This is a genomic window from Streptomyces sp. NPDC127595 (genome assembly GCF_042671685.1).
In the GTDB taxonomy this organism is placed as follows: domain Bacteria; phylum Actinomycetota; class Actinomycetes; order Streptomycetales; family Streptomycetaceae; genus Streptomyces.
The window spans coordinates 645319-670735 of the sequence record NZ_JBHXWK010000003.1 but is presented as its reverse complement, the minus strand read 5'-3'; the positions used below and the strand labels follow the sequence as shown (position 1 = coordinate 670735).

Here is a 25417-nt window from a genome sequence, read left to right as displayed (position 1 = left end):
CCAACCTCTTGCATTCGTTGGACCCGCCATCTATGTTGCCGACTTGTTTCCGGAGTGCTGCTTTCTGTGCGTACTCTTTGAATTCGAACGGGAGTCCGTCGACGGTCACGCCGGCCCACCGTCCGGAAATGGTGTCCATTCGCTCCAGAATACGAGGAGGTGTGAAATGGCGCCTTTTCTGCTTGGTCGCCAATCAGGGTGCAGGTGTTGTACCGTTAATGTGGCGGGCGGCCGTTGCCGCATTCCCTGTCGTATGGACACTTTCGGACGGGAGTGAGCTTGCTGTCACGGAGAAGACTGCTGGCCGCGATGCCTTTGCTGGCCGCCCCGGTGGGCCTCGGCTGCCAAGCGAAGGGGGAGGCCGAGCTGGCCCCCATCGCGATGACCTCGCCTGCTCCCCCACTGCGCGGCGTGGACCTGTCCAGCACTCTGCAGGCGGAGTCCGCGGGCCAGAAGTACAAGGACAAGGGGAAGTCCGCTCCGGTGGAGCGCCTCCTCGCCGCTCGCGGCGCGAACGTGATGCGCCTGCGGGTCTGGGTCAATCCCTCGTCCGGCGGCTACGACCTCGCCTCGGCCATCGAGTTGGCCCGCCGGGCCCGTGGCGCCGGCATGGGTGTGCTGCTCGACCTGCACTACTCCGACACCTGGGCCGACAACGCCCACCAGACGACGCCCGCCGCGTGGGCGGACATGGACTGGCATACGCTCGCCGCCACCGTCCGCACCTACACGCGCGACACCGTGCGGGCGTTCGCCGCGCAGGGCATCCCGCTGGACATGGTCCAGATCGGCAACGAGGTCACCAACGGCATGTTGTGGCCCAACGGCCAGGTCCACTTCACGCAGGGAGATCACTGGGAAGGCTTCGTCGAGCTGCTCCGGGCCGGTCTTGAGGGAGCCGCGGAGGGCTCGTCGTCCGAGCTGCGCACCCTCGTCCACGTGGACAACTCCGGCGAGGGCGTCGACATCTACTCCTTCTACGACCGCCTCGCCGCGGTCGACATCCGGTTCGACGTGATCGCTCTCTCGTACTACCCCTTCTGGCACGGTTCGCTGGCCGCCCTGCAGACCAACCTGACCGACCTGGCGAACCGTTACGGCAAGGACGTGCTCGTGGTGGAGACGGCCTATCCGTGGAAACTGCCGCCCGAGGGCGACGAGGGACAGCACCTCGTGACGAAGGTCGGCCAGTTGCCGGACGGTACCCGCTTCCCGCCCACCCCCCAGGGGCAGGCCGCCTTCTTCGACGCCCTGCGCACCGTGATCGCACGGGTACCCGGGGGGCACGGCCTGGGCTTTCTGGCGTGGGAGCCCGCCTGGGTACCTGGGGTGCCCTGGACATTCGGCGGGGTGAACCCCTACAGCAACCTCACCATGTTCGACTGGTCAGGAACCGGGCTCCCGTCCCTCTCCACCTTCGGCGGCTGAGTGCCGCGCTCCGGGCGGATTTCCCCTCGGCGGCGGACCGCCGCACCCCGGGCGGGCTCCACCCTCGGCGACTGACCGCCGCACCCCGGGCGAGCCGGGTGGTGCCAGGTCAGCCGCCGGTGTGGTCCAGGTCGTGGGCGAGCGCCCGCAGGACCGGCCCGTACTCCGGGTGCGACAGGGCGGACGCGAACTGCGCGACCAGGTAGTCGGCCGGGTTGCCGGTGTCGTACCAACGGCCCTGGATGACCTGCCCGTACACCGCGCGGCTGCCCGCGTAGGCGTTGATGGCATCGGCCAGGTACACCTCGCCGGTGCGGTGCTCGTACCAGCGCGCGGTCTGCTCCCGCAGCTCGTCGATGATGCCGGGGGTGATCACGTAGCCACCGATGGCGGCGAACGCGGAGGGAGCGTCCTGCGCCTTGGGCTTCTCGACCAGGCCGACGATCCGCAGCAGTCCGTCGTCCAGGTCCTCCTTGACCACGGGCACGCCGTAGCGCTCGGAATCCCCCGGGGCGATGGGCAGCAGGGCCAGCACCGGGGCGTTGGTCACCTCGTAGGCACGGATCAGTTGCTGCGCCCGGGGCACTTCGGCAACGAAGACGTCGTCCGGCCAGAGAACGATTATCGGCTCATCACCGAAATTCCGGGCGGCGTTCAGAACGGGGGTGCCGTTGCCGTAAGGACCGTGCTGGTCGAGGTAGGTGATATGACCTTGCCGGGCCAGCTCGCCGACTTCCTCAACGGCGTCCGCGTAGGCGGTTTTGCCGTCGGCACGCAGCCGGGCGACAAGGTCGGGGCTGGGGCGGAAATGGTCCTGGATCACGGATTTTCCGCCGGAGACCACAATGGTGATGTCCGTGATCCCTGACGCCACGAGTTCGCGCACTGTGTGCTCGATCACGGGTTTGTCGCCGACCGGCAGCATTTCCTTGGGTATTGCCTTGGTGAGGGGCAACAGGCGGGATCCGAGCCCGGCGGCAGGGATCACCGCGCGGCGAATGGTGGGGGGCACGGTATCTCTCTCCGTAAAGTGGGATGCCACGCCGAATCGGCCACGGGAATGGCAGGGCGTGGCAAGGCTGAGGTACGGGCGGAACAAGTGGGGTGTGCCGCCCGCCGAGGGGAACGTCCATGTTCCCCGGCAGGCCGTTGCGTGTCGCAACAACCGCCCATGACCTGAATGGTCGGCTTATCGCTGAGCGTCCGTATGTCGGCTGAGCGCGCCTTTGCGTTCATGATCCCGAAGGGGTGATTTTAGTGGGGCACTGATTCGACCCCAGGTATCAATTGAACCGGCGGCCGCAGCGGCCCGTCAAGGGCGCACATCAGATGCGTGGATGGTCGGGAGTGGGGTGAACTGCGCTCTTCAGGCCGGGTATCCGTCCTCGCTGACGGGACGTTCACTCCGGAGAAGCCGTCCCGGCGACCTGGACCGACCTGGACCGTCTCGGCTCCGCTGCCGCGGCCGCGGCCGCTGGGGTCGGCGCCTTTGCCGGTGCCTGTGCCGCGGTGCCGGTTGCCGCGGTGCGTGTCGGTGCCGGTTGCCGCGGTGCGTGTCGGGCGATCCGGAGCAGGGCCAGGGGCCAGGGCCTCGGGCCTCATTTCGCCGCCTGCCTCGCCGCTCTGGTGGCGACGACACGAAACAGGCCGTCGCCCGCGCCCAGGTCTACCAACGGGTTATAAGTCCTGGCGTGATCTTGCTAGGTGGGTCCCGGCGCTGCTCCGTTGCCAGCCACGTGAGGCGGTTGCTTCGCACGTCGAGTTGACGCAGCCGGGGAGGGCCGGCCAACCATCCATCCCCTCTAGATTTTCTCATCTAGGGGGGCTAGATTATCCATCCCTTCATGAGAGAGGTGCCGGAAATGAACCTGCCGCGGATCGTGGCCCACCGGGTCGACAGCGGATGGATGCTGGAAATGGACGGACTCGAACCCGCCTACGTTCGCCGGCTCAGCGACGCGGCCGAGAGCGGGCGCGCACTCATGAGAGCAGCTGGTGCGCTCGGAGCCGACCACGGTGTCCAACTCAAGGTCGACCTTGGAGATGAACTCAACCGACGCGTAAAGGCTGCCACCCAGGCGACCGTCGACGCCCACAACGCGCAACTGCAGGCAGCAGCTGAACTGCGGCAAACGGCCGCAGCCCTCAAGAGTCAAAACATGACGGGCCGAGACATTGCTCATGTCCTGGGCGTCTCACCCCAGCGCGTCTCGCAGCTGCTTGCCGAGCCTGCCGCCCGGGGTTGAAGCGCAAGGTGAGAACCTGCTTGCAATCCGCATGTGATCACCCGCCCCTGCCGGCATGCCTTGAGCGCGTCCCGGAAGATCCGTCGACTTCACTGGAGGTGGCCAGAGCTCAAGGGACTGGTCCGAGCCGACTCTCGACCGCCGTCGAGATCAGGCTGCCTCTCTCATCGAGGCGCGCCTCCCCCGCACAAGCTCCGTTGATTCTTGTCGGTTACAGCATGAGCGCTCAGGCGGCTGCGGACCTGGTCAGCCACTTCGGCGAACGTGTCACGCACCTGGTCCTGTGTGCTCCGGGCATCTACTCGCGCATTCTGCGGCGCGGACCGGAGATGGGACGCCGGGACCGAGCCGCACCCTGACACCCCGTCAGGCATCCATTTACCCGCAACGTGACAGCGCCCCTGCGGTTATGTCGCCGGACCAGTCGTCATTTCACCACCGGCCAGGCAGCCGAACTGTTCCCGCGCAATGCATACCCGGACGGGTCGTCGACGACGTCGCTGTGGCAGGCGTCGGCGGCTTACTCTCTCCGTGTGGCGACGAATTGGGTGATGACCACGAACACCACCAGGATCACCACGGCGATCGCGAGCATGCCGCCCGTGGGTCCCAGGAGCTTCGCCGCATCGGGGCTCGTCGCCATCAGGGTGAACAGCCGGTTGACCGGAGGCATGCCCTTGACGAAGAGGGCGCCCATCACCAGAGCGAGCGCGGCCACCAGTGCGTAGCCCTGCCGCCTGAAAACCAGGCGTGAGCACAGCACGCCGATGGCGATGCCCACGAGTACGCACGTGAGTTGGGCTTCGGCCCCCAGCAGAAGATCGGCTGCGGTCACGTCGTAGCTTCCCATCCACAACGGGAAGACCAGGCCGAAGACCATGAGGACCAGACAGCTCAGCAGCGAGGTTCCGATGGCCGCGAGCAGGACCTTCAGTGACCCGCCGCCGGAAGTGACGACGACGATCGACCGCTGGGTCGGGTCGTCCAGGCTCATCAGGGCGATGGTCAGCCACGTCGAGCAGACGAACATCGCACCGGCGGAGGAGGCGTAGGCGGGAGGCAGCGGGCCGCTGCCGTTGACGGTCAGCACACCCATCAAGCCCACGAACATCAGCAGCGGGGCGGCGTAGCGCTGCGTGTGCAGCAGGGTGGCGAACGTATAGCGGATGAGCGCGATCACCGCGTGCCTCCGTTGGTGGCTACGTCCGGCTCGCAGTGGGCCGGCACCGTTCCTGTCACCTGTGTCACCCGCTCGACGGACCAGCCGTGCTGGAGCGCGGTGGACAGCAGAGCGTCGGTTGCCTCACGTGCCACTCTCACCTTGACCGCGGAGACCTCCCGGCTCACCGCCAGCACGCCGTCCAGCCGCTCCCAGACGAGGTCCTGGGGCACGCCGCCCGTTCGGGACCCGGTCAGCACAATGTCGGACGAGGGTCGGTAATCGGTCTCCCGAGGCTCCGGCCCGCGCAACGAGACGCGCCCTTTGCCGACGGTGTACGTCCGTGTGGCACGGGCCCGGGTCACCGATTCCCGATGGTCGGTGAAGACCACCGTGCCACCGGCGTCGGCGACCTCGGTCATGACCTCGGACAGCACGCCGTGGGCATCCGCGTCGAGACCCGACCAAGGTTCGTCCAGGACGAGCAGCCCAGGCTCCGTCAACAGGGCCTGGGCGAGCGCGACCTTCTGCGCGTTGCCCTTCGACAGGCTCCGCAGGGGGGCCTGCTTGCCGCCCACCAGTGCCAGCCTGTCCAGCAGTTGGTGGGCGCGCGACGAGGCGATGGAGGTGGTCAGCCCGCGAACGCGGCCCATGTGGGTCAGGTACGCCACAGCTGACATGCGTTCGTCGGGGGAGAAGCGGTCGGGGACGTAGCCCACGACGGGTGGCCGCGCGGCCACGCTGCCGCTGGTCGGCCGGGACAGCCCGACCGCGATCCGCAGCAGTGTCGACTTCCCCGAACCGTTCCCGCCGGCGAATGCCACGACTTCTCCCGCCGGGGCCTCCACATCGACGTCTCTCAGAATCCAATCGCCACGGCCATAGCGCTTGCTCACCGCTTGAAGACGTAACAAGACAGGTGCCCCCCCCTAGCCCGGTACGGCGACCTCCAGATGCGTGCAGATTACGGCGCCCGCCGTCCTCTTTGCATGGGCAGCGTGCTCGGGGCCGTGACGGTGATCTTCGCGGCGAGCAGCTCCACGTTGACCCGCACGTCGTCGAAGACGGTGAACTGCTCCAGCGGCCACATGACCTGCTCTCGCGGTGCAGCTACGGGGATGATCCCCAGCGACATGGACGGCAGTGCCATCGACGCCAGGAGGGCGCCGAGTTGAGCGGCCATGACCTCTGTGTCACCGACGACACCCCGTCTGGTGGGGCCTCTGCCGCCTCTACAACGGTGGCCGGTTCAAGGACCCGGGCAGGCTCTTCCCCCTTGTCCATGCCCGCCTGCAACCCGGCGGAATGTTCGCCTTCTCCCAGCCGCCGGCCATCCCCGGCGCCTACGGCCCGCAGGGCATGTACAAGGGCGGGTTCGCGGGGAAGGCCATGCACACCTACCGGTACAGCTACCGGCCCGCGGTGTGGGAGCGGCTGTTGACCCGGGCCGGTTTCGCCACCGCCACGGCGGAGGTGCTCGGTGCCCCGGAGCCCGGCCATATCGGGACGTTGATCGTCTCCGCCCGCGCCTGAACGACGGCGCCGGCCGGTGCCCTCGTGCCATGATCGTCCGCACTTTGGGCCAGCAGCGGGCCGGCTATCGATCTCCAGGCCCTCAGAACACACCGAAGCCCCAGCTCAAAACCCAATTTGACCTGGGGCTTCTCCGTAGACCCTGTGGGACTCGAACCCACAACCAATGGATTAAAAGTCCACTGCTCTGCCAATTGAGCTAAGGGTCCACGCATCGGTCCACGGGGATCCCGTTGGGGATCGTGTGGTGATGCATCCCCGAGCATAGCGGGACGTGGCCGGGACTCCGATCGGGTATCGGGGCCCGGCCGCGCCGAAAGCGCGTACGGCTGGGGATCAACAGGGCGCAAGGTTACGGATCGACCGGTTCGGCCGGCCCTTTGCGGGCCGCTTCGCGGGCGAGGGTGCGTTCGTGGGCGGGGTTGAGGAACCAGTGGCGGGCCGAGGCGAGCCACCAGGTGGTGGCGAAGCCGAGGACGACGAGGACGGCGACCGGGGCGTAGTTGAAGGTCTCCCAGGTGACCGGGGAGACCTGGGGGAGCATGAAGAGGATCGTGATGGCGGCGACCCAGAGGACCGAGACGACGCCGATCGGGCGGGACCAGCGGCCCAGGTGCCAGGGGCCGCGTTCGAAGGCCTCGCCCTTGCGGATCCGCAGCAGGGTGGGGATGACGTACGCGATGTAGAGGCCGATGACGGCGATGGAGGTCACCGCCGCGTACGCCGTGATGTTGATGAGGTACGGCAGGCCCAGGAGCAGGGCGCCCAGGGCGGCCAGCCAGACCGCCGCCACCGGGGTGCGCGTGCGCGGGTTCACCGTGTGCCAGACGCGCGAGAAGGGCAGCGCGCCGTCGCGTGAGAAGGCGTAGATCATGCGGGAGTTGGCCGTGACCGACGCCATACCGCAGAACAGCTGTGCGCCGATCACCACGAGCAGGAGCAGCTTGCCGGTGGTCGCGCCCAGGGCGTCGAGCAGGATCTGGGCCGGCGGCACCCCCGTCGGCGACCCGAGGGCACCGTCGTACGACTGGATCGCGAAGGTGAAGCCGAGGAGGAGGACGAAGCCGGCTATCCAGGACGTCCAGATCGAGCGGACGATGCCCTTGGGGCCGGCCGTCGACGCGTCGTGCGTCTCCTCCGTCATGTGGGCGGAGGCGTCGTAGCCGGTGAAGGTGTACTGCGCCATGAGGAGGCCGAGGGCGACGACGTACACGCCGCTGCCCCAGCCCGTGTTGTTCACGAACTCCGTGAACACGAAGGAGGCGGACTGGTGTTCGTCCGGTACGAAGGTCAGGGCGCCGACGATGACCAGCACGCCCAGCACGTGCCACCACACGCTGATGTTGTTGAGGAGGCCGACGATGCGGACTCCGAAGGTGTTCAACAGCCCGTGCAGGACCAGGATCCCGGCGAACAGCAGCACCGTGCGGCCCGGTGTGACCTCGAAGTCGAACTGGAGGTTCAGGTAGGCGCCCAGGAAGGACGCCGCGCCGAAGTCGATGCCGGCGGTCACCGCGACCTGGCCGAGGACATTGAACCAGCCCGTGAACCAGGCCCAGGCGGCGGCCGTACGAGGGGGCGCGAGGCGGTGCGCCCAGAAGTAGAGGCCCGCCGACGTCGGGTACGCCGAGCAGATCTCGGCCATGGCCAGGCCCACGAAGAGGGTCATCAGGCCTACGGCCACCCAGCCCCAGGTGATCACGGCGGGGCCGCCGGTGTTCATGCCGAACAGGTACAGAGTCAGGCAGCCCGACAGGACCGAGATGATCGTGAAGGAGACCGCGTAGTTGGAGAACGCCGACATACGGCGGGCGAGAACCTGCGTGTAGCCGAGCTGGGCAAGCCGTTCTTCGTCCGAGGGCCCACTCGCTCCGGCATCACGCGCGGATTGCGCGGAGTTTGTCATGCCCCCAGCGATTCCCTCGCCGGGGGCGTGACATGCGTCATACGGTGGCCGAAAACTGCGCCTAGAAGATCCCCTTGTAGCCCTGCCAGCCGGAGGCGATCTTCACCCGGGCCGCGAACGTGCCCTTACCCGTGCCGGTCTGGCGGTACAGATTGCCCGCCGTGTCGCGTGCGACGAGGTCTGCCTTGCCGTCGCCGGTGATGTCACCGGCGCCGACGACCACGTTGTAGGTGGCGCCCCAGTTGGCGGAGACCTTCACGCGGGCCGCGAAGGTGCCGTTGCCCTTGCCGTAGTAGCGGTAGAGGTTGTTGGACTTGTCCTGCGCGAGAAGGTCGCCGATACCGTCGCCGTTCAGGTCACCGGCGCCCACGATCTTCTTGTACGTCTTCCAGTTGTCGTACAGCTTCACGCGCGCCGACAGCTTGCCGGTGCTGGTGCCCTTGTACAGGTACACGGCTCCCGTGGCGGAGTTGCGGGCGATCAGGTCCGGACGGCCGTCCTTGGTGACGTCGCCCGGCGAGGTCAGTACGTCGTACTGGTTCCAGCCGCTGGTGGAGAGCGTCGTGTACGACGTCGACGGCTTCAGCGCCGCATCGCAGCCAGGCTTGTAGAGGCGCAGGGCCCCACTGCTCAGCCGTACCAGGACGTCGTTGCAGCGGTCGCCGCTCAGGTCGCCGAAGGGGACGGCCTTGACGGAGGTGGCCCAGCCCGAGCCGGTGACCTTCCCGGAGAACGTGCCCTTGCCGGTGCCCTGCTGGAAGGTCAGAGCGCCGGAGGAGTTGAGGGTGAGCAGGTCGCCGACGGCGTCGCCGCCGAGGTGGTCGTGGCGCACCGGACTGCCCTTCTCCAGCCTCACGGAGCCCTTCACCTCCAGCGGCCCGCCGACCCCGTCCGCGGGCGAGACGGACAGCGTCCAGTCGTACGTGCCGTTCGGCAGGAACACGTCCCCGCCCACCGTCGGGTCGTCGCCGTCCCACCCGACGGTCAGCTCGCCGCGCGCCGCGCCGCCGTCCCGGGTGTCGACGACCTTGCCGGTCGCGGGGTTGCGCACCGTCAGCCGCCAGCTCGCGGAGGGCTTCGACAGCAGCACGGTCGTCAGCGTGTCGAGCGTCGTGTCGAACTCGTGCGCCTCGACGGACGGCGCGTTCTGCGCCGGACCGAGCAGCCGCAGCGGCTGCTGCGGCACTCCGGACGGTACGAGGTGCACCTGCTCCTGGTCGTCGACGTACGCGGCGTTCGCCCCGGACTCGTCCACGGTCCAGCGCACGTCGTGCTGCGAGACGCCGGTGTCGGGAAGGTCCCCGATGACCCGGCTCTCGGGCGTGCCACCCGCGACCGCGGTGAGTGTCAGCTTCCCTGCCTGCTTGTCGTGCGTGACGACGAACCCGTCGCCGAGCTTGGCCTCGCCCGTCGGCACGGGCACGGACTTCTTCGCCGTGCGGTCGTAGACGCCTGCCTTGCCGTCGCAGGTCCAGTAGAGATAGCGGCCGAGCGCCTGGAGCTCGGTGGGCGCACACCCGGCGTCGGTAGTGACGGTCTCGGTGGTCTTCTTCGTCGTCAGGTTGTACGCGGTGACGGTGCCGGGGGTCGTGCCGGCCGTCCAGAGAATGTCGCCGGAGAGGGCGGCGGCGCCGGGGGTTCGGGTGACGGCGGGGGTACTGCCGCCGTCGATCTTGTAGACGTTCTGCAGGGTCGCGGTCGTGTGGATCACGTACTGGCCGGACACGTCGGTGATCTGGCCGCCGGCAGGGACACGGATCTCCCTGAAGCCGTACTCAGCGGGCCCGTTGACCCGGAGAAGGTCGTAGTCGGCCGAGCCCTTCATCAGCCAGACGGCACGGTTGTCGGCGGTGCCGTAGATCCGGCAGCCACCCTCCGCCGACGGGCAGTCGTACATCACCAGGTCGCTTCCGTCGTACGAGGAGCGCGCACCGAACTGGGGCGTGCCGGTCGCGGAGACGGTCCGGACATAGGTGTCCCGGTACCCGGCCCAGCTCTCGTCGGCGACCAGGAGCCGCCCCTGGTCCAGCGCGAGGCCCTGGATCTCGTACGGCGGCTTCGGCAGCGCCTTGACGAGCGCGACGACGGGCTTGCCGTCCTCGCCGGGGTGGATGCGCTGGACCCCCCAGTCGTCGACGCCGGCGCTGGTGCGGCCGATGACGACGGCGTTGCCGGACGGTGCGGCGGATATGCCGTCGTTGGAGGAGGTGAGCAGGGTGATCGGGTCGCCGCCCTTGATCGGAACGGCTGTCACCTTGGTGCCGCCGGCGGGCCGGTGGACGAGCCAGTCGCCGACCACCGAGAGGTCGTCGGCGGGGTTCACGCCGTCGGTACCGTCCAGGGTCACCTCGACGGGGGCCGCCGAGAGGTCGGCACGGGAGTAGACGTACACCTTCGAGGCGGACGGGCCCCCGTACTGGACCAGGTAGTCGGGCGACAGCTCGGTGTAGGCAGTGCCGCTGGGCCGGGCCTGGGTCCAGCTCTGGACCTGGCCGGTCTGCGGGTCGACGGCCACCGAGCGGATGGTTCCGTCGACCGAGCCGTTGAAGATGAGCCCCGTGGCGTCACCGCGCCGCGGCCCTCCGAGCTTGAGCTCCTCGGGGATGCCCGAGACGACCACGTCACGGGTGGTCCCGTCGGGGCCCGCGCTCAGCAGGTGCTTGACCTGCGTGGTGGTCCCGTCCTCGGCGGTGACCGTCTCGAGGGTGGCGACGATGTCGCCGAAGACCCCGGACAACACGCTGTGCCCCTCGGGGATCTGCAAGGTGCTCATCGTTCCGTCGACGGCGTTCCACAGGTCGACGTGACCGTCCTGGTAGCGGAACGCCGCGACGTCGCTGCCCGTCCCACCGTCGATGGCCAGGCCCGTGGAGGCCGCCGGCACCTCGAAGGACTTGCCGTCCGAGTACCGCGTCCACACCAGTCGGTTGGGGTCGTAGAGCCGGTGGAAGACGCCCTCGCTGCCCGCTCCGTCCCCACCGTAGATCTCGTCGGGGTAGAAGAGACTCGACCGCGTGTAGCTGCTCTCCAGCGTCGCCGGTACCACCGTCTCCTGCGCCGCGTCCGTCGCCGAAGCCACCGGCAGCAACGGGCTCAACCCGCCCGCGAGCACCGCGGATGCCGCCACGACGACGGCGACGCGTCTGACCCGCGAGTGATGTACGAAGGCATGACGAATCAAGGCGATCCTCCCCAGAAGCCACGAGAGGAAGCGGGCCCCGCATCAGATGTCCCCGGCCCCGGCCGTCGCATCCCCCTCATAAGTCCGCTGATCTTACAGCGGGTGCGAAAGCCTGGGCGAGAGCGTTTTCCGGGGCCGCACGACAGAGCGCCGTGGCCCACCCGGAGCGGGGGACCACGGCGCTCAGCGCTCATACAGGTCAGCCGTTGCGCTTCCAGCGCGGCTTGTCGTCGCGGCGGCCGAAGGAGCCGGTGGCGGTACCGGTGCCGGTGCCGCCGCGGTGGTCGTCGCGACGGCCGGTCGGGCGGTCGTGGCCGCCGGAGCGGAAGCCGCCGGTGGGGCGGTCGCCCTGACGGTCGCGGTTGAAGGGACGGTCGCTGCCACGGTGGGTGGACGGACGCTCGTCACGACGGTCGCGGTTGAAGCCACCGGAACCGGCCGAACCGGCCGAGCCACCCGACGGGCGGTCGTCGCGACGGAAGCCGCCGGAGTTGCCCGAGGGACGGTCGTCACGACGGTCGCGGTTGAAGCCGCCCGAGTTGCCGGACGGGCGGTCGTCGCGGCGGAAGCCGCCCGAGTTGCCCGAGGGACGGTCGTCACGGCGCTCGAAGGAACGGCCGCCGCGGTCGTCACGACGGTCACGGTTGAAGCCGCCGGAGCTGCCCGAGCCACCCGACGGACGGTCGTCACGACGGAAGCCGCCGGAGGGACGGTCGTCACGGCGGTCGTCACGGCGGAAGCCGCCCGAGTTGCCCGAGGGACGGTCGTCACGGCGGAAGCCACCACGGTCACCGCCACGGTCGCGGTTGAAGCCGCCCGAGTTGCCCGAAGGACGCTCGCGCCGCTCGTAGTTGCCACGGTCGTCACGGCGCGGACGCTCCTCGCGCACCGGTGCCGCGGCGACTGCCGCCTGCTCCGCAGCAGCGGCCTCGGCAGCGGCTGCCTCCACGACGAGGGCGGCCTCGGCCAGCGCGGCCTCGGGGTCGTCGCCCCGCTCACGCGCGGCGCGGGCGACCAGGCGGTCGGCCTCGCCACGCAGCTCGACGGCGCGACGCTGCGCGCGCTCCAGCTCCTTCGTGAGGTTCGAGACCTCGCGCTCGGCCTGCTGCGCCGCGTTGCCCGCCGACTCGGCCTGGACCTCGGTCATCGAGCGGGCGCCGGTGATCTCGGCGACCTCGGGCTCGAAGGCCGTACCGGAGTTGATGATGTGACGCGTGGCGTCGACGCCCGCGTCCTCCATCAGCCGGAAGATCTGACGGCGCTGGTGCGGCAGCGAGAGGGATACGACGGTGCCGCTGCGGCCCGCGCGGGCGGTACGGCCCGAGCGGTGCAGGTAGTCCTTGTGGTCGCCGGCCGGGTCCACGTTCAGGACCAGGTCGATGCCGTCGACGTGGATACCGCGGGCGGCGACGTCGGTCGCGACGAGCGCGTTGACGTAACCCTTCTTGAAGTCTTCGAGGACGCGGGTGCGGGCGCCCTGGGTCATGCCGCCGTGCAGCGCGTCGGCCTTCACTCCGGACTCGCAGAGCTGCTCGGCGATACGGTCGGCGCCCAGCTGGGTGCGGACGAAGATGATCGTGCGGCCCTTGCGGGAGGCGATCGCGGAGGTGACCGGCGCCTTGTCCTTGGGCTTCACGATGAGGATGTGGTGCGACATCGTCGTGACGTTGCCCTGGGCGCTGTCGACCTCGTGCGTGACCGGGTTGGTCAGGTAGCGCTTGACCAGCGTGGAGATCTCGTTCTCCATGGTGGCCGAGAACAGCATGCGCTGGCCGCCGCCGGGGATCTGGTCGAGCAGCTCGGTGACCTCGGGCAGGAAGCCCAGGTCGGACATCTGGTCGGCCTCGTCGAGCACGGCGACCTGGACGTTCTCCAGCGAGCAGGCGCCGCGGTTGATGAGGTCGCGCAGCCGGCCCGGGGTGGCGACGAGGACGTCGACGCCGCGCTCCAGGGCGTACATCTGGTTGCTCATCGACGTACCGCCGCAGACGACCTTCATCTTCAGGCCGAGTACGTCGCCGTACGGCTGAAGCGCGTCCGCGACCTGCATCGCGAGCTCACGCGTCGGCGTGAGGATGATGCCGCGGGGCTTCTTCTTGTCGGTGTGGCCGCCGGACAGCGCAGCCAGCAGCGGCAGACCGAAGGAGAGGGTCTTGCCGGAGCCGGTGCGGCCGCGGCCGAGGATGTCCTTGCCGGCCAGGGCGTCCGGGATGGTCGCGGCCTGGATCGGGAAGGGGGCGGTCACGCCGTTCTGCGCGAGCTTGCGGACGATTCCGTCGGGGAGACCGAGGGAGCCGAAGGTGATCCCCGGGGTCTCGGACTCCTCGGGGGTCTCGGACTCCTCGGAGGTCTCGAACGCCTCGGGAGCCTCGACCGTGTCGACGATCTGGACGCTCTGGGCGCTCTCGGTGTCGACGGTGTCGTTCTCGTTGTTCTCGGGCACGACGACGTGATCAGTACTGGAAACAGACATGCGAAATGCGAACCTTCCGGAGTTCTACGGCACGCGCCCAAACTCCGTGAAGTCGCAATCGACCGCCTCTATGCGGTCCGGCCACGGCAAGGGAGAGTACGCGCCACGCGGCGCTCTCTTCATCGGCGCCAGGCAATTGGTATCAAACGATCTACTACCATACGCACCGCTCCCCCCTGAAGGCAAACTGCCCGCATAGGTGCAGGTCAGGGGGGTGCGGCAGTCCCGTCCGCGCGGCCTACACCGGCTCGCCGGCCCGCGGCGCCGGCTCCCGTTCCATCAGCTGTGTGACCTGCTCGTGCGCCGAGGACGAGGGCTCCGCGGTGCTCGGTTCGACCACCGGCGGCGACGAGACCGGAGGCGGGGGCGGCTCGGGCGTCGGCTCCGCCGTGGTACGCGTGGGAGTCGGCTCCCCCTTGGTCGGCGCGGGCTCCACGGGCCCGCCCGGCCCGTCGTTCCCCGTGGGCTTCACGGACGGCTTCGCGCCCGCGGACGGCGACGCGGATGGAGACGCCGACCCCGACGCGGACTCACCCGGCTTCGGCGAACCACCGCCCCCCTTGGCTCCTTTCGCCCCGTGGAACCCGGTGCCGCCGCCGCTCAGCGCGGTGCCCCCGTCGGGCGCCTCCCCGCCCTGCTGACCCGCCGAATGCGAGGGGGCGGGCCGGCCCGCGTCGTCACCCACGCTCATACAGCCGGCTGCCGCGGCGACGGCCATGACCGTGGCGGCCAGACGGACGGGTACGTACAAGGCGCGCACGGGCAGCCACCTCCGATTGGGGTCTCCCCTCTTCGAACCTCTTCGATCGAAGCCGAGAACTCGGGAATGGTTCGGGGGAGTCCCCCTGCCCAACTCCCGCCGCCCACAAGAAGACACGCGCGGCCGTCGAACGACCTGCGGTCACATGTCCCCGCTCCGTGACCGCGCCACAAGCGCGCTGTCCCTGACAATGGCCTTGTGCTGGAGATGACGCGCGAAACCTTCGAAGAGCTCGTGAGCCAGGCCCTCGACCGGATCCCGCCCGAGCTGACCCGGGTGATGGACAACGTCGCCGTGTTCGTCGAGGACGAGCCGGCGGCCGACGATCCCGAGTTGCTGGGCCTCTACGAGGGCACCCCGCTCACGGACCGGGGCGAGTGGTATGCGGGCGTGCTCCCCGACCGCATCTCGATCTACATGGGCCCCACGCTGCGGATGTGCGAGACCCCGGACGAGGTCGTGCACGAGGTCGCCGTGACCGTGATCCACGAGATCGCCCACCATTTCGGCATCGACGACGAGCGGCTGCACGAACTGGGCTGGGGCTGAGCCCGGGCTCCGGCCCGACAACTGCCTCCACCGCTACGGAAGCCTCGCATCCCCTCGTACAAGAGTCCGGAGCATCCCGGCATACCCACCCCCACACATGGGCATACGCGACCAATGGCCCGCGCCCCCGCTGCCGTGACCACCGTCCTACGCCGCATACGAGAACTACGAGAACTACGAGAGCCACGAAAGACACGACAGCTACGAAAGACACGAGAGCTGCGAAAGACACGAGGGACACCACCCCGCGTCCTCGCCCTCGCCCGCCGCTACCGCGCCCGCCGGCCCCACCCGGCGACCGAACTCGTCCACCAGCCCCACCCGTACGCCCGGGTCCTGGGGCTCATGACCGTCGTCCTGTTCGGGGCCTGGCTGGGGCTGCTGATCGTGGGGAACGTGCGCGTGCCGGTCGGTCCCATGGACACCACCATGACGCTGCGGCCCTCCCTGGACGGCGGCACGAAGATCAACGTCGCCCCGCTGGGCGCCCTGGAGCTGCGCAGCCACGAGGCCCCGCTACGGCTCGACGTGGACGTGGACCGGCTCGACCCGGTGCGCTCGCAGGCGCTGGTCGATCACCCGGAGCGGCTTTCCGGCCTCCAGGAGGAGGTCGCGCAGGACGTGGAGCACGGCACGCTCGATCTGGCCGTACGGTCCTGCGTGGCCGTCGTGTCCGGGGCCACGGCGCTCGGCCTCGCGGTCTACCGCCGGCCCCGCCGCGCCCTCGCGGCGGGCGGCCTCGCCCTCACCCTCCTCGCCGCCTGCGGAGGGACGGCCTTCGCCACCTGGAACCCCAACTCGGTCCTGGAACCGAAGTTCTCCGGGCTGCTCTCCTCCGCACCCTCCCTCGTCGGCAACGCCCGCAGCATCGTCAGCGAATTCGACGTCTACCAGAAGGAGTTGGCGCGCCTGGTGACGAACGTGACGAAGCTGTACGACGTCACCTCGACGCTCCCCGGCTACGAACCGGACCCGACCACCATCCGGGTCCTGCACGTCTCCGACATCCATCTCAACCCGGCGAGCTGGAAGATCATCGCGTCGCTCGTGGAGCAGTACGACATCAACGTGATCGTCGACTCCGGCGACACGATGGACCACGGCACGGCGGCCGAGAACGGCTTCCTGGACCCGATCGCGGACCTGGGAGCGCCGTACGTCTGGGTCCGGGGCAACCACGACTCCCTCATCACCCAGCGCTACCTCGAAAAGATCAAGAACGTGCGCGTCCTGGACAAGGGCCGGGCGGTCACGGTCGCGGGGCTGCGTTTCGCGGGCATCGGTGACCCGTCGTTCACCCCTGACCGGGCGGTCGATCCGGGTGGTGCCCAGGCGCAGCAACTGGCGGGCGCACAGCTGGCGTCGGTGCTGCGCGACCAGCGGGTGGCGGGCACGCCCGTCGACATCGCCATCGCCCACGAACCGGACGCCGCCCGCGAGACGGACGGGGAGGTGCCGCTGGTCCTGGCGGGTCATCTGCATCACCAGGAGATGGAGGTCATGCCGGGCGGAACGCGGCTGCGTATCGAGGGGTCGACGGGCGGCAGCGGCCTGCGCGCCCTGGAGGGCAAGTACCCCGACCCCATCGAGGCTTCCGTCCTCTACCTCGACCGGGACACCCGCCGTCTCCAGGCCTGGGACGAGATCAAGCTCGGCGGACTGGGCCTGACGACGGCGGAGGTCAGCCGTCACCTGCCCGAGGAGAACAGGCCCGGCGCGGCGCCCCAGTCCCCGACTCCGTCCGACAGCGGCTCGACCCCGGCCCCCTCAGGGAGCACCCCCTCAGAGACAGCCGGCTCAGGGAGCAGCCCCTGAAACCGTTTTGGCGATACCTCCCGCCATCCCATATGCTTCTGACGTCCCCGACGCGCTGCAAAGCGCCCAGGCGGGCCGATAGCCCTCATCGTCTAGCGGCCTAGGACGCCGCCCTTTCAAGGCGGTAGCACGGGTTCGAATCCCGTTGGGGGCACCAGCTACTCATAGGTATCGCAGGCCAAAGTACGTATTTGGCCTGCGATTTCTTTTTGCGCCCTGGCGGGTAGAACCCGCCGCGCACCTCCGGCACCCGCCTCACCACTCCGGTACATACGGGTCAGATCGCTCAAACCACCCTCCACGGGCCATCCAGCAAACATGTCGGAGCCGTTAAGATCGCCCGCCATTTGAAGTCACCAAGTCATTTACTCATCAGGCGTCCCGCGTCTAAGGTGGCCGAGAGGACCTCATCCTCGGTGTCCGCGAGCAGTTCGGGGTCACCGTCGTGCTGGTGACCCACGACATCGACGAAGCCGTCTACCTGGGCGACGAGGTCGTGGTGTTGTCCGGCTCGCCGACGCGCGTACGCGAACGGCTTCCGATTCCGCTCGGCGAGCATCGCGACCAGGTCGGGACGAAGTCCCTGCCCAAGCTCGCGGAGCTGCGGGCACACGTGCTCAACCTGATCCAGCGGGAGAAGTCCACAACACAGGCCGCCGCACCGACGCGCCAGGGCTGAGAGGCGGAACGACCATGATCCAGCTTCGCCGGTACGAAATAGTCCCGGGTGAACTCGACGCCTTCGTCGACTGGTGGCGGGCCACGATGCCCGCGCTGCGTACCAAGGCCGGGTTCACCGTCGAGTTCGCCTACGTCAATGAGGATGCGGGCGAGTTCGTGTGGGCCGTCAGCGTTCCGGGCACGGCGGAGGACTTCGCACGTGTCGACGCCGCCTACCGGAGCTCGGAGGCCCGTCGGCGTGTCTTCGACGGCCTCCCGGAACGGGTCGCGAAGGCGCATGTCGGGTTCGTGCGGCCCGCTCTCGAAGACTGAGGGCCGGCCGGAGTCACGACGGAGAGAGGGCTGAGCATGGGCGAGACCATTGAACTGCTCAGCGACGGCGGGGCGTTCGAGGCCTACCTCGTACGCCCGGCGAGCGGAACCCCCGTCAAGGGTGGACTCATCGTCATCCACGAGATCTGGGGGCTTGCCGATCACATCAAGGACGTGAGCGAGCGCTTCGCTGCCCCACGCGGCCGTGTCCCGCCAGTGGCGCTCCAGCCGGACGAGCTCGGCGATGTCGAGCTTGTCGAGGTGTTCTGCGAGTCTTGCCCGGTCGATCGGCACGGTGTGTTCCCTGGGTTCGGTCTTTTCTGGTGGTTCCGCGGGGCGGCGTTCGCCAGGGCGACGAGGTCAGGAATCCGGCCCGAGCGGAAGGGCGGCGACCGAGGAGCCGACGAGCAGGCAGGGCTCGCTCGACCTGTTGCTCCAGGCGTGGTTGGTCCCCCGGATCACGACGGTGTCGCCCGGCGTGAGCTTGACCTCGTCGACATCGGTCAGGAGGTAGACCTCGCCCCGTACGCAGGTGATGCAGTCGAGGGTGTCGGTGCGGTGCATGCTCGGGTGACGGCTGCGTTCCTCGTCGGTGGCCTTGATTGTCTGTCCGGCCTGCGCACTGAGCTCGTCGAAGACCTGCGCGGACCGCGCGGCGTCCGGGTCGTCCGGCTGCAGTTCGAGCGCACGGCACAGCAGGCCGTTGGGCAGCGGTTCGCGGCGCGGGCCGATGAGAGACCTGTCGCCCTCGACGGAGTTGTCGGCGGGCGTCTCCGCGGTGGCCCACAGGGTCGCTCGCCAGAAGTAGCCTTCCTTCTCCTGGACGTTGCTCAGCTTGTCGTCCAGCACGGCCGAGCGCCCGTTCTCATCGCTGCCGATGACGTAGCGATTGATACGCGACATCGCTCTCCCTTTCTGTCAGGTGCGGCTCAGCAGGTTCTGGCGGTTCTGACGGTTCTTTCGGCTCTTTCGGCTCTTTCGGCTCTTTCGGCTCCTGCGGTCGCGGCTCAGCGGGCCGGGAATCCGCTCGGCGGCGGAGTCGGACGCGAGAGCTGGGATTTCTGTGATGCCGTGTAGAGGTCGTTGACCATTCCCTCGCAGGCACGCCGGAAGGCCATGATGTCGAGTCCGAGGGTGAAGACCTTGACGCCCATCTCCAGTGCGTCCAGGCAGGTTTCCGGGGTCGGATCGAGGTTGGGCCCGCCGATCACCGGGACGTCGTACTTGGCGGCGGCGTCCATCACCCGGCGGTAGGCGGCCTGGACCTTGGGGCTGCGCAGCTGCTCGACGCCCTCGCCCATGGCGAAGGAGAGGTCGCCCACGCCGAAGATCACCATGCTCACTTCGGGGAGGGCGCAGATCTCCTCGATGTTCTCGACCGCGTCGGGGTGCTCGATCAGCGGGACCAGGATGGTCGATTCGTTGTTGCGGCGCGCGTACTCGTTGAAGTCGCTGAACGCATAGCCGGTCGCCCGCACGGCCGGACAGATGCCGCGCTTTCCCAGCGGCGGGAAGAACGCGGCGTCGGCGGCCGTCCTGATATCCGCAGCCGACTTGACCATCGGCAGAAAGATGCCCTCGGCGCCGGCTTCGAGGGCACGGCGGATCGAGGCCTCGTCGTCGAAGCTGGGCACCCGGACCACCGGAACCATATTCACGTGGTTGGCCGCCCGGATGCTGTCCTCGAGTGCTCGCGGATTGTTCGGCGAATGCTCCGTGTCGAGCATGACGAAGTCATAGCCGGTCAGCCCGAGGACCTCTATCAACGCTCCGTTTCCGGTGAAGCACTGCATTCCCAGCGGCACGATTCCCTGGTCGACCATTTCCAGCAGTCGATTGCGGTATGCGCTCACGTCATCCCCTTTTCGTTGGCCAGTGCGAGCGTAGACCAAAGGCAACAAGTCAGCAAGTGACTTGGGGATCTGAAGTCTTCCCACCTGGGAGGCGGGCCGCGCGACCCTGCCGCCGACCCCACGGGGTTCCCGCCTTGCGGTACGATCCAACGAGCAAGACCTATAGTCACCTGATGAGTTCGTGGCTGTTGGGGCGCACCCATGAGGTGTCGGACGATGACGAGGAGAGGGCAGACGGTGACGGCGTTTGTTGCAAACGGTGGCTTCGACCGAGACCGTGCGAGTGTCGCCGATCGAGTACTGCGCGACCTGGAGTCGGGCATCCTGTCGGGCCGCCTGAAGCGCGGCTCCAAGCTCCCCTCCGAGAAGGAGCTGGCCTCCTTCTACGGCGTCAGCTCACCGACGATCCGCGAAGCCATCCGGGCGCTCAGCGCGATGCGCCTCGTGGAGGTGCGGCACGGCTCGGGGATGACCGTGATCGCGGACTCCTCCACGCTGATGGCCTCGGCGATGCGGTCGGTGGTCGAGCTGGAGAACATCGACCTGCCGAGCATCCTGAAGCTGGCGGAGACGCTGAACCTCCAGGCAGTCGATCTCGCGATCACGACCGCCACTCCCGAGGAGATCGACGCCGTACTCGCGACGGCGAAGTCGTTCAACGACTCCATGTCCAGCGAGGAGTTCGTCCAGACTCTGCAGGAGTTCCTCGGGGGGCTCATCGCCCTGTCCCACGACAAGCTGCTCGAAGTGGTGGCGTCCTTCGTCATCTCGACGCACCTGTCGCTGGCCCGCCGCGTCCGTCAGGGCCCGGAATCGAAGTGGGCATCGGACGTCGCGAGGCTGCGTGGCGTGCGTATCGCCATCGTGGAGGCGGTCGCCGCACATGACCGCCTGGCAGCGGCCAAGGCGGTACGGGAGTACACCGCGCAGACACTCGCGATCGCCGGAGCGACCATTGACGATCAGCGCGTCACAGCCGACGACCTCAGCTGAGCCCGGCGGAGCCGCCGTTGCCGCACCTCTTTACGGAGGCCATGAAAACGTCTGCACGAGCCTTGCACCTAAGTCACCTGGTGACCTAATGTGACAGTCGCGTTAAGAGGTGGGAACGCCCGAACAGGACGCGGACTTCGCCTCCTGACACCGCTCGTAGACACGCAGACCGATTCGGCCAGAACCGAGGATGCGCTCCATGGCGGATCACCTGTACAAAAGCCAGGATTTCCACAGGGTTGGGCGCGGCCGGGCGGCCGACCGCATTTTCGACGACCTGCGGAATCAAATCCTTCACGGAGCGCTGCCCGACGGATCGCGCCTCCCGCCGGAACGGAATCTCGCCGAGCGGTACGGCGTCAGCAGTGCCACGGTGCGTGAATCGGTGCGTGCGCTGACGGCCATGGGCCTGGTCAGTGTCCGGCACGGCACCGGAACATACGTCACCGCCTCGACCGACACCATGATCGCTGTGTCGCTCGCCTCGGTGATCCAGCTCAAGAACGTCGGCCCAGCCGAATTCCTCGGCCTCCAGGCCGCGTTGAATGCCTACGCGGTCGAGTTGGCGGCGCGCTGCGCCTCCGACGAGGAGATCGCCTCCCTCAGGGCGGCCGCCGAGAAACTGGCCGCCATCCGGAGTGTGGACCGGGCCGCGGCCGATCTCAGGAATTACCTCCACCGGCTCTCCGAGATCTCCCACAGCGCGCTCCTCGCGGCACTGTGCGGATTCTTCGCCGACATCCAGGTACAGCTCGCTTTCGAATTGTCCGGGGGTCCCAGGCTCGCCGACTGGCAGCGCATCGCGGGTGCTCTCCATCCGCAGCGCATTGCCGTCGTGGAAGCCCTTGAGGCCCGGGACGGCGAGCGGGCGGTGCGGATGGTCCGAATCCACCATGCCCACGCACTCGAACTGATCACTTCCTCGCCGCGCGGCGATGAGATCAGGGCCTCGGGTCCCCTCTATTCAGAGCTGATCGCCTCGCTCCTGAACACCCGGACCGACACGAATCCGAGTAACAGAGCCCAAGCCTCCGAGCCGCACCAGCGAATCCACGAAGCGCCATCGAGCCCGAACGCCACGGAATTGAGCCTTGATTCAGCAGCATGGAAAGGGACGACCCATGAGTACTGGTGCGAGCGCCGAGGTCGGCTCGGTTCTTGACACAGGACGTATGTCACGCCCCACCCTGACCGTCATCCTCCTGTGCGCGGCGGTCGCACTACTGGACGGGCTCGACACCCAGTTGATCTCCCTCGCGGCCCCCGCCATGGGCCCCGACCTGCATCTGGAGCCCTCGGGGTTCGGCACGGTGTTCGGCATCGGGCTCTTCGGGGGACTGATCGGGGCCACGGTGGCCGGGGTGATAGGCGACCGTGTGGGGCGCAGGCCGTTGGTGGTCTTCGGGGTCCTGGCCTTCGGTGCCGTCACCCTCCTGACCCCGCTCGTCGGCTCGGTCGGCGCCCTGGAAACCGTTCGGTTCTTCACCGGAATCGGTCTCGGCGCCGCCCTGCCGGGCATCATCTCGCTCGCCTCGGAGTACGCGCCCGCGAAGTCCCGGGCGACGATCGTCGGGCTGATGTTCTGCGGCTTCCCGATGGGCGCGGTGGTCGGCGGAGTCCTGGCGAACTGGCTGATCCCGGCCTACGGCTGGCAGAGCGTCTTCTACGTCGGCGGTGTCGTGCCGCTGCTCCTGCTGCCACTGCTGGTGTTCCGGCTGCCCGAGTCCGCCCGGTTCCTGGCCGCCCGCGGCGACGGCGTGGCCGCGGCCAGGACCCTGGAACGGCTGGGGATCCCGGCGGACGGCGGCGGTGCGAGAGAAGAAGACCCCGCCGTGACCCGGTCTCCCGTCGCGGCCCTGTTCAAGGAGGGCAGGGGCCCGGGCACGGTCCTGCTGTGGGCCGCGATGTTCCTGACCCTGCTCATGACGTACTTCCTGGTCACCTGGCTGCCCAGCGTCGCCGTCGCGGCCGGGGCGGACAGTGGCCTGCTCGCCGTGTCCACACTGAATCTCGGAGGCATCCTCGGCTGCCTGGTGATCGGCCGGCTCGCGGACCGTGGCCGACCGCCCTTCGTGATCGGGGCCGCGTACACCCTGGGCGCCGTCGCCGTCGCCCTCATCGGCTGGGCCACCACGTCCGACGGCATGCTGCTCGTCATCACCTTCGTCGCCGGTCTGCTCAGCCTGGGTGCGCAGATGTGCACGATCCCACTGATCCCCCAGTTCTACGACACGTCCCAGCGCGCCACCGGCGTCGGCTGGTCCATGGGCTGGGGGCGGCTCGGCGGCATCGCGGGCCCGGTGGTGGGCGGCTGGCTGATCGCCGCGAAGCTCACCACGTCCTCGCTCTTCGTCCTAGCGGGCTGCGTCTCCCTCTGCGCCGCAGCGGTGCTGTTCGGGTTCGGCATGCTCAAGCGGAACGCCCCGGGTCCCGCCACCCTGCAGGCTCCCGTCAAGGACGTCACCAGCCCCGCCTGATCACTGGTACACACGGTGCCGTGCGGACCATTGCCCGTCACCACGTCAAGGAACGGATTCATGGAAGTTCTCCTGCTCAAGCACGCATCACTGATGGTCGACAGCGCCCTGGAACACGGACGCGCCCTGGAGTGCCATCCGCTGACCGTCGCCGTCCTCGACCCGGGGGGCCATCTGCTCGCCCTCAAGCGAGAGGACGACAGCGGGATCCTGCGGCCGGACATCGCCCAGGCCAAGGCGTGGGGAGCGCTGGGCATGGGCGCCGGAGGCCGCGATCTGGCGCGGCGGGCCGCCACGGCACCCGCCTTCTTCGAGGCCCTGAGCTCCATCTCGGGCGGCCGGATCGCCCCGGTTCCCGGTGGCGTACTCGTCCGCGACACGGAGGGCCGCATCATCGGCGCGGTGGGGATCAGCGGAGATCACCCCGACAAGGACGAGGCGTGCGCGGTGCACGCCATCGAGAGTGCCGGCTTCACGGCAGACTGCGGCTGACACAGATCCAGCGTTGAGGAGGGCGTCCCATGCGGACGGTGCGTACCGGGCAGGGATCCGTCAGGGGCAAGGAGAACGACGGGGTGCACGCCTTCCTGGGCCTGCCCTACGCGGCCCCACCGGTCGGCGCGCTGCGGTGGCGGCCGCCGGCCCCGCCCGCGCCGTGGTCCGGGGTGCGTGAGGCGACGGCGTTCGGCGCGGCCGCGATGCAGACGGCGGGCAACGGGCGCGGGCCAGGACTGGGCGCCGAGCAGAGCGAGGACTGCCTGTACCTCAACGTCTGGACCCCCGAACCGGACGGCGCCGCACAGCTGCCGGTCATGGTGTGGATCCACGGCGGCGGTTTCATCGGTGGCTCGGCGTCGGATCCGTTGTTCTCGGGCGAGACCCTGGCACGGCACGGTGTGGTCGTCGTTTCGGTCAACTACCGGCTGGGCGCCTTCGGTTTCCTGACCGATCCGCGGACCGGCACCAACTTCGCGGTGGGCGACTGGGTCGCCGCCCTGACCTGGGTGGCGGAGAACATCACCGCCTTCGGGGGCGACCCGGGCAACGTGACCGTCTTCGGCCAGTCCGCCGGCGCCGTCGCGGTGCGCACCCTGTTGTCGACGCCTTCCGCCCGGGGCCTGTTCCACCGGGGAATCATCCAGAGCGCGGGCTTCGAGGACTACGCCGTGGCCGCCTCGCCGTCCTATGAGCGTGCCGCCCGGGCGACGGAGGAGGTCTTCGGCTTCCTGGGCAGCAAAGACCCGGACGAGCTGCGCCAGTTGTCCGCCGAGCGGGTGCGTGAGGCGTCCTGGGCGACGGCCGGCACCACGGCGCCCCCCGGCCAGGTGCACACACCGGCGAACCTCGTGTGGTACCCGACGGTGGACGGCGAGGTCGTGACGGAAGGCTTCTCCAACTGGCCCGCGAACCTACCCGTGATGTTCGGCAGCACCCAGGACGAGGCACGGTTCTTCGACCGGCCGGACGGCTTGCACGGTCGCCCCGGCCTCGACCCGGCCGAGGTCTACACACCCCGCACACTTGCCGCGATGGCCGGCACGCTCGGCGGCTCCCGCGCCGACGACATCCTCGCCGACTTCGACAGCAGAGGCCTGACGACGTACGAGGCGCTGGCCGAACTGTCCACCAGCGCCGTCTGGCACGAGCCGGAGCTGACCTCCTACGAGCGCTTCACCGCCCTGGGCCGTACGTGCTACTCGTACCGCTTCGCGCGCGTCTCACCGTCCGCCCGCCGCTCGGGCATGCTCGCCTTCCACATGGCCGAACTCCCCTACCTCTTCCGCCGGATCACTCCCGGCGAGGACTACGACGAGACCGATGCCGGGATCAGCGAGGTACTGCGGCACGCCTGGACGGAGTTCGCCCGCACCGGCGTTCCGCGGGGCCCCGACGGTGCGGCCTGGCCCGCCTGTGACGCGTCGGCTCCGCGGCAGACGCTGATCGCGGACACCGTACACAGCCGGCCGCTGCCCGTCGGACCTGTCACCGGGATGATCCACTCGCTCCGGACCGGTCCCGCCGACGCCCTGGACGCGAGTCCCGCCCCCTGA

At 68.8% G+C, this 25417-nt stretch carries 21 protein-coding genes, 2 tRNA genes and 2 pseudogenes; 15 read left to right on the top strand and 10 right to left on the bottom strand.

What is annotated here, in order from left to right; all coding sequences use genetic code 11:
* The first annotated feature begins 273 nt into the window (after positions 1-273).
* Positions 274-1428 (top strand): arabinogalactan endo-beta-1,4-galactanase, encoded by a 1155-nt coding sequence (locus tag ACFVKT_RS14090; protein WP_385730993.1) that lies wholly within the window; start codon positions 274-276, stop codon positions 1426-1428.
* A gap of 109 nt (positions 1429-1537) precedes the next feature.
* Here the strand turns inward: ACFVKT_RS14090 and ACFVKT_RS14085 are convergent, their stop codons facing one another.
* Complete coding sequence (locus tag ACFVKT_RS14085; protein WP_385730991.1) at positions 1538-2440, bottom strand: UTP--glucose-1-phosphate uridylyltransferase; 903 nt, start codon at positions 2438-2440, stop codon at positions 1538-1540.
* An 832-nt stretch (positions 2441-3272) separates the two neighbouring features.
* On the opposite strand from ACFVKT_RS14085, the gene ACFVKT_RS14080 reads away from it, so the two are divergent.
* Both ACFVKT_RS14080 and ACFVKT_RS14075 read left to right on the top strand, forming a co-directional pair.
* Positions 3273-3674 carry a hypothetical protein gene (locus tag ACFVKT_RS14080; RefSeq protein WP_385730989.1) on the top strand — a complete coding sequence of 134 codons (402 nt, stop codon included), beginning with the start codon at positions 3273-3275 and terminating at the stop codon, positions 3672-3674.
* A gap of 218 nt (positions 3675-3892) precedes the next feature.
* The gene (locus tag ACFVKT_RS14075) at positions 3893-4033 is read left to right on the top strand and encodes a hypothetical protein (RefSeq protein WP_385730987.1); all 141 of its coding nucleotides are present in this window, start codon (positions 3893-3895) and stop codon (positions 4031-4033) included.
* A gap of 161 nt (positions 4034-4194) precedes the next feature.
* On the opposite strand, the gene ACFVKT_RS14070 is transcribed toward ACFVKT_RS14075, so the two are convergent.
* The 3 genes and pseudogenes from ACFVKT_RS14070 to ACFVKT_RS14060 all read right to left on the bottom strand — a co-directional run.
* Positions 4195-4854, bottom strand: a complete 660-nt coding sequence (locus tag ACFVKT_RS14070; RefSeq protein WP_385730985.1) for a hypothetical protein — start codon at positions 4852-4854, stop codon at positions 4195-4197.
* Positions 4851-5747, bottom strand: coding sequence for an ATP-binding cassette domain-containing protein (locus ACFVKT_RS14065; RefSeq protein ID WP_385730983.1), 897 nt, complete (start codon positions 5745-5747; stop codon positions 4851-4853). The genes ACFVKT_RS14070 and ACFVKT_RS14065 overlap by 4 nt, the downstream gene beginning before the upstream one ends.
* 50 nt (positions 5748-5797) lie before the next feature.
* Positions 5798-6025 (bottom strand): annotated as a pseudogene (locus ACFVKT_RS14060) (hypothetical protein); the annotation flags it as partial.
* Positions 6026-6081: 56 nt separating this feature from the next.
* Between ACFVKT_RS14060 and ACFVKT_RS14055 the strand changes: the two are divergent.
* Positions 6082-6366: pseudogene (locus ACFVKT_RS14055) on the top strand (SAM-dependent methyltransferase); the annotation flags it as partial.
* A 136-nt stretch (positions 6367-6502) separates the two neighbouring features.
* On the opposite strand, the gene ACFVKT_RS14050 reads toward ACFVKT_RS14055, so the two are convergent.
* The 4 genes from ACFVKT_RS14050 to ACFVKT_RS14035 form a co-directional block, all read right to left on the bottom strand.
* Positions 6503-6575: transfer RNA gene (locus tag ACFVKT_RS14050), tRNA-Lys, on the bottom strand.
* 143 nt (positions 6576-6718) lie between these two features.
* Entirely contained in the window at positions 6719-8272 is a 1554-nt protein-coding gene (locus ACFVKT_RS14045; protein ID WP_385730981.1) for an amino acid permease, read from the bottom strand.
* A 61-nt stretch (positions 8273-8333) separates the two neighbouring features.
* Positions 8334-11453: an FG-GAP repeat domain-containing protein gene (locus ACFVKT_RS14040; protein WP_385730979.1), complete on the bottom strand. Its 3120-nt coding sequence runs from the start codon at positions 11451-11453 to the stop codon at positions 8334-8336.
* Between the two features lie 199 nt (positions 11454-11652).
* Entirely contained in the window at positions 11653-13926 is a 2274-nt protein-coding gene (locus tag ACFVKT_RS14035) for a DEAD/DEAH box helicase (RefSeq protein WP_385730977.1), read from the bottom strand.
* A 287-nt stretch (positions 13927-14213) separates the two neighbouring features.
* On the opposite strand from ACFVKT_RS14035, the gene ACFVKT_RS14030 reads away from it, so the two are divergent.
* The 6 genes from ACFVKT_RS14030 (at position 14214) to ACFVKT_RS14005 (ending at position 18043) form a co-directional block, all read left to right on the top strand.
* The gene (locus tag ACFVKT_RS14030) at positions 14214-14567 is read left to right on the top strand and encodes a hypothetical protein (protein WP_385730975.1); all 354 of its coding nucleotides are present in this window, start codon (positions 14214-14216) and stop codon (positions 14565-14567) included.
* 317 nt (positions 14568-14884) lie between these two features.
* Positions 14885-15235, top strand: coding sequence for a metallopeptidase family protein (locus ACFVKT_RS14025; protein ID WP_385730973.1), 351 nt, complete (start codon positions 14885-14887; stop codon positions 15233-15235).
* A 114-nt stretch (positions 15236-15349) separates the two neighbouring features.
* Positions 15350-17050: a metallophosphoesterase gene (locus ACFVKT_RS14020; protein ID WP_385730971.1), complete on the top strand. Its 1701-nt coding sequence runs from the start codon at positions 15350-15352 to the stop codon at positions 17048-17050.
* A gap of 81 nt (positions 17051-17131) precedes the next feature.
* Positions 17132-17207: transfer RNA gene (locus ACFVKT_RS14015), tRNA-Glu, on the top strand.
* 294 nt (positions 17208-17501) lie between these two features.
* Positions 17502-17729, top strand: coding sequence for a hypothetical protein (locus tag ACFVKT_RS14010; protein WP_385730969.1), 228 nt, complete (start codon positions 17502-17504; stop codon positions 17727-17729).
* Positions 17730-17743: 14 nt separating this feature from the next.
* Complete coding sequence (locus ACFVKT_RS14005; protein WP_385730967.1) at positions 17744-18043, top strand: NIPSNAP family containing protein; 300 nt, start codon at positions 17744-17746, stop codon at positions 18041-18043.
* Between the two features lie 360 nt (positions 18044-18403).
* On the opposite strand, the gene ACFVKT_RS14000 is transcribed toward ACFVKT_RS14005, so the two are convergent.
* Both ACFVKT_RS14000 and ACFVKT_RS13995 read right to left on the bottom strand, forming a co-directional pair.
* The gene (locus ACFVKT_RS14000) at positions 18404-18946 is read right to left on the bottom strand and encodes a cupin domain-containing protein (RefSeq protein WP_385730966.1); all 543 of its coding nucleotides are present in this window, start codon (positions 18944-18946) and stop codon (positions 18404-18406) included.
* 104 nt (positions 18947-19050) lie between these two features.
* A complete protein-coding gene (locus tag ACFVKT_RS13995; RefSeq protein ID WP_385730964.1) occupies positions 19051-19896 on the bottom strand; it encodes an HpcH/HpaI aldolase/citrate lyase family protein in 846 nt (281 codons plus the stop codon).
* Positions 19897-20133: 237 nt separating this feature from the next.
* Between ACFVKT_RS13995 and ACFVKT_RS13990 the strand changes: the two genes are divergently transcribed.
* From ACFVKT_RS13990 to ACFVKT_RS13970, 5 genes are all read left to right on the top strand, one after another.
* Positions 20134-20889: a FadR/GntR family transcriptional regulator gene (locus ACFVKT_RS13990; RefSeq protein WP_385730962.1), complete on the top strand. Its 756-nt coding sequence runs from the start codon at positions 20134-20136 to the stop codon at positions 20887-20889.
* Between the two features lie 199 nt (positions 20890-21088).
* Positions 21089-22051 (top strand): FadR/GntR family transcriptional regulator, encoded by a 963-nt coding sequence (locus tag ACFVKT_RS13985; protein WP_385730960.1) that lies wholly within the window; start codon positions 21089-21091, stop codon positions 22049-22051.
* 10 nt (positions 22052-22061) lie between these two features.
* On the top strand, positions 22062-23366 hold the full coding sequence (locus tag ACFVKT_RS13980; protein ID WP_385730958.1) for an MFS transporter: 1305 nt from the start codon (positions 22062-22064) through the stop codon (positions 23364-23366).
* A 60-nt stretch (positions 23367-23426) separates the two neighbouring features.
* The gene (locus ACFVKT_RS13975; protein ID WP_385730956.1) at positions 23427-23858 is read left to right on the top strand and encodes a heme-binding protein; all 432 of its coding nucleotides are present in this window, start codon (positions 23427-23429) and stop codon (positions 23856-23858) included.
* Positions 23859-23887: 29 nt separating this feature from the next.
* Positions 23888-25417 carry a carboxylesterase/lipase family protein gene (locus ACFVKT_RS13970; protein ID WP_385730953.1) on the top strand — a complete coding sequence of 510 codons (1530 nt, stop codon included), beginning with the start codon at positions 23888-23890 and terminating at the stop codon, positions 25415-25417.

Bases quoted from the DNA above. Each gene is read 5' to 3' on its own strand.
- ACFVKT_RS13985 (WP_385730960.1), top strand. From the start codon at position 21,089: ATGGCGGATCACCTGTACAAAAGCCAGGATTTCCACAGGGTTGGGCGC.
- ACFVKT_RS14075 (WP_385730987.1), top strand. From the start codon at position 3,893: ATGAGCGCTCAGGCGGCTGCGGACCTGGTCAGCCACTTCGGCGAACGT.
- ACFVKT_RS14000 (WP_385730966.1), bottom strand. From the start codon at position 18,946: ATGTCGCGTATCAATCGCTACGTCATCGGCAGCGATGAGAACGGGCGC.
- ACFVKT_RS13970 (WP_385730953.1), top strand. From the start codon at position 23,888: ATGCGGACGGTGCGTACCGGGCAGGGATCCGTCAGGGGCAAGGAGAAC.
- ACFVKT_RS13980 (WP_385730958.1), top strand. From the start codon at position 22,062: ATGTCACGCCCCACCCTGACCGTCATCCTCCTGTGCGCGGCGGTCGCA.
- ACFVKT_RS14005 (WP_385730967.1), top strand. From the start codon at position 17,744: ATGATCCAGCTTCGCCGGTACGAAATAGTCCCGGGTGAACTCGACGCC.
- ACFVKT_RS14020 (WP_385730971.1), top strand. From the start codon at position 15,350: ATGGCCCGCGCCCCCGCTGCCGTGACCACCGTCCTACGCCGCATACGA.
- ACFVKT_RS14035 (WP_385730977.1), bottom strand. From the start codon at position 13,926: ATGTCTGTTTCCAGTACTGATCACGTCGTCGTGCCCGAGAACAACGAG.
- ACFVKT_RS14080 (WP_385730989.1), top strand. From the start codon at position 3,273: ATGAGAGAGGTGCCGGAAATGAACCTGCCGCGGATCGTGGCCCACCGG.
- ACFVKT_RS13975 (WP_385730956.1), top strand. From the start codon at position 23,427: ATGGAAGTTCTCCTGCTCAAGCACGCATCACTGATGGTCGACAGCGCC.
- ACFVKT_RS14045 (WP_385730981.1), bottom strand. From the start codon at position 8,272: ATGACAAACTCCGCGCAATCCGCGCGTGATGCCGGAGCGAGTGGGCCC.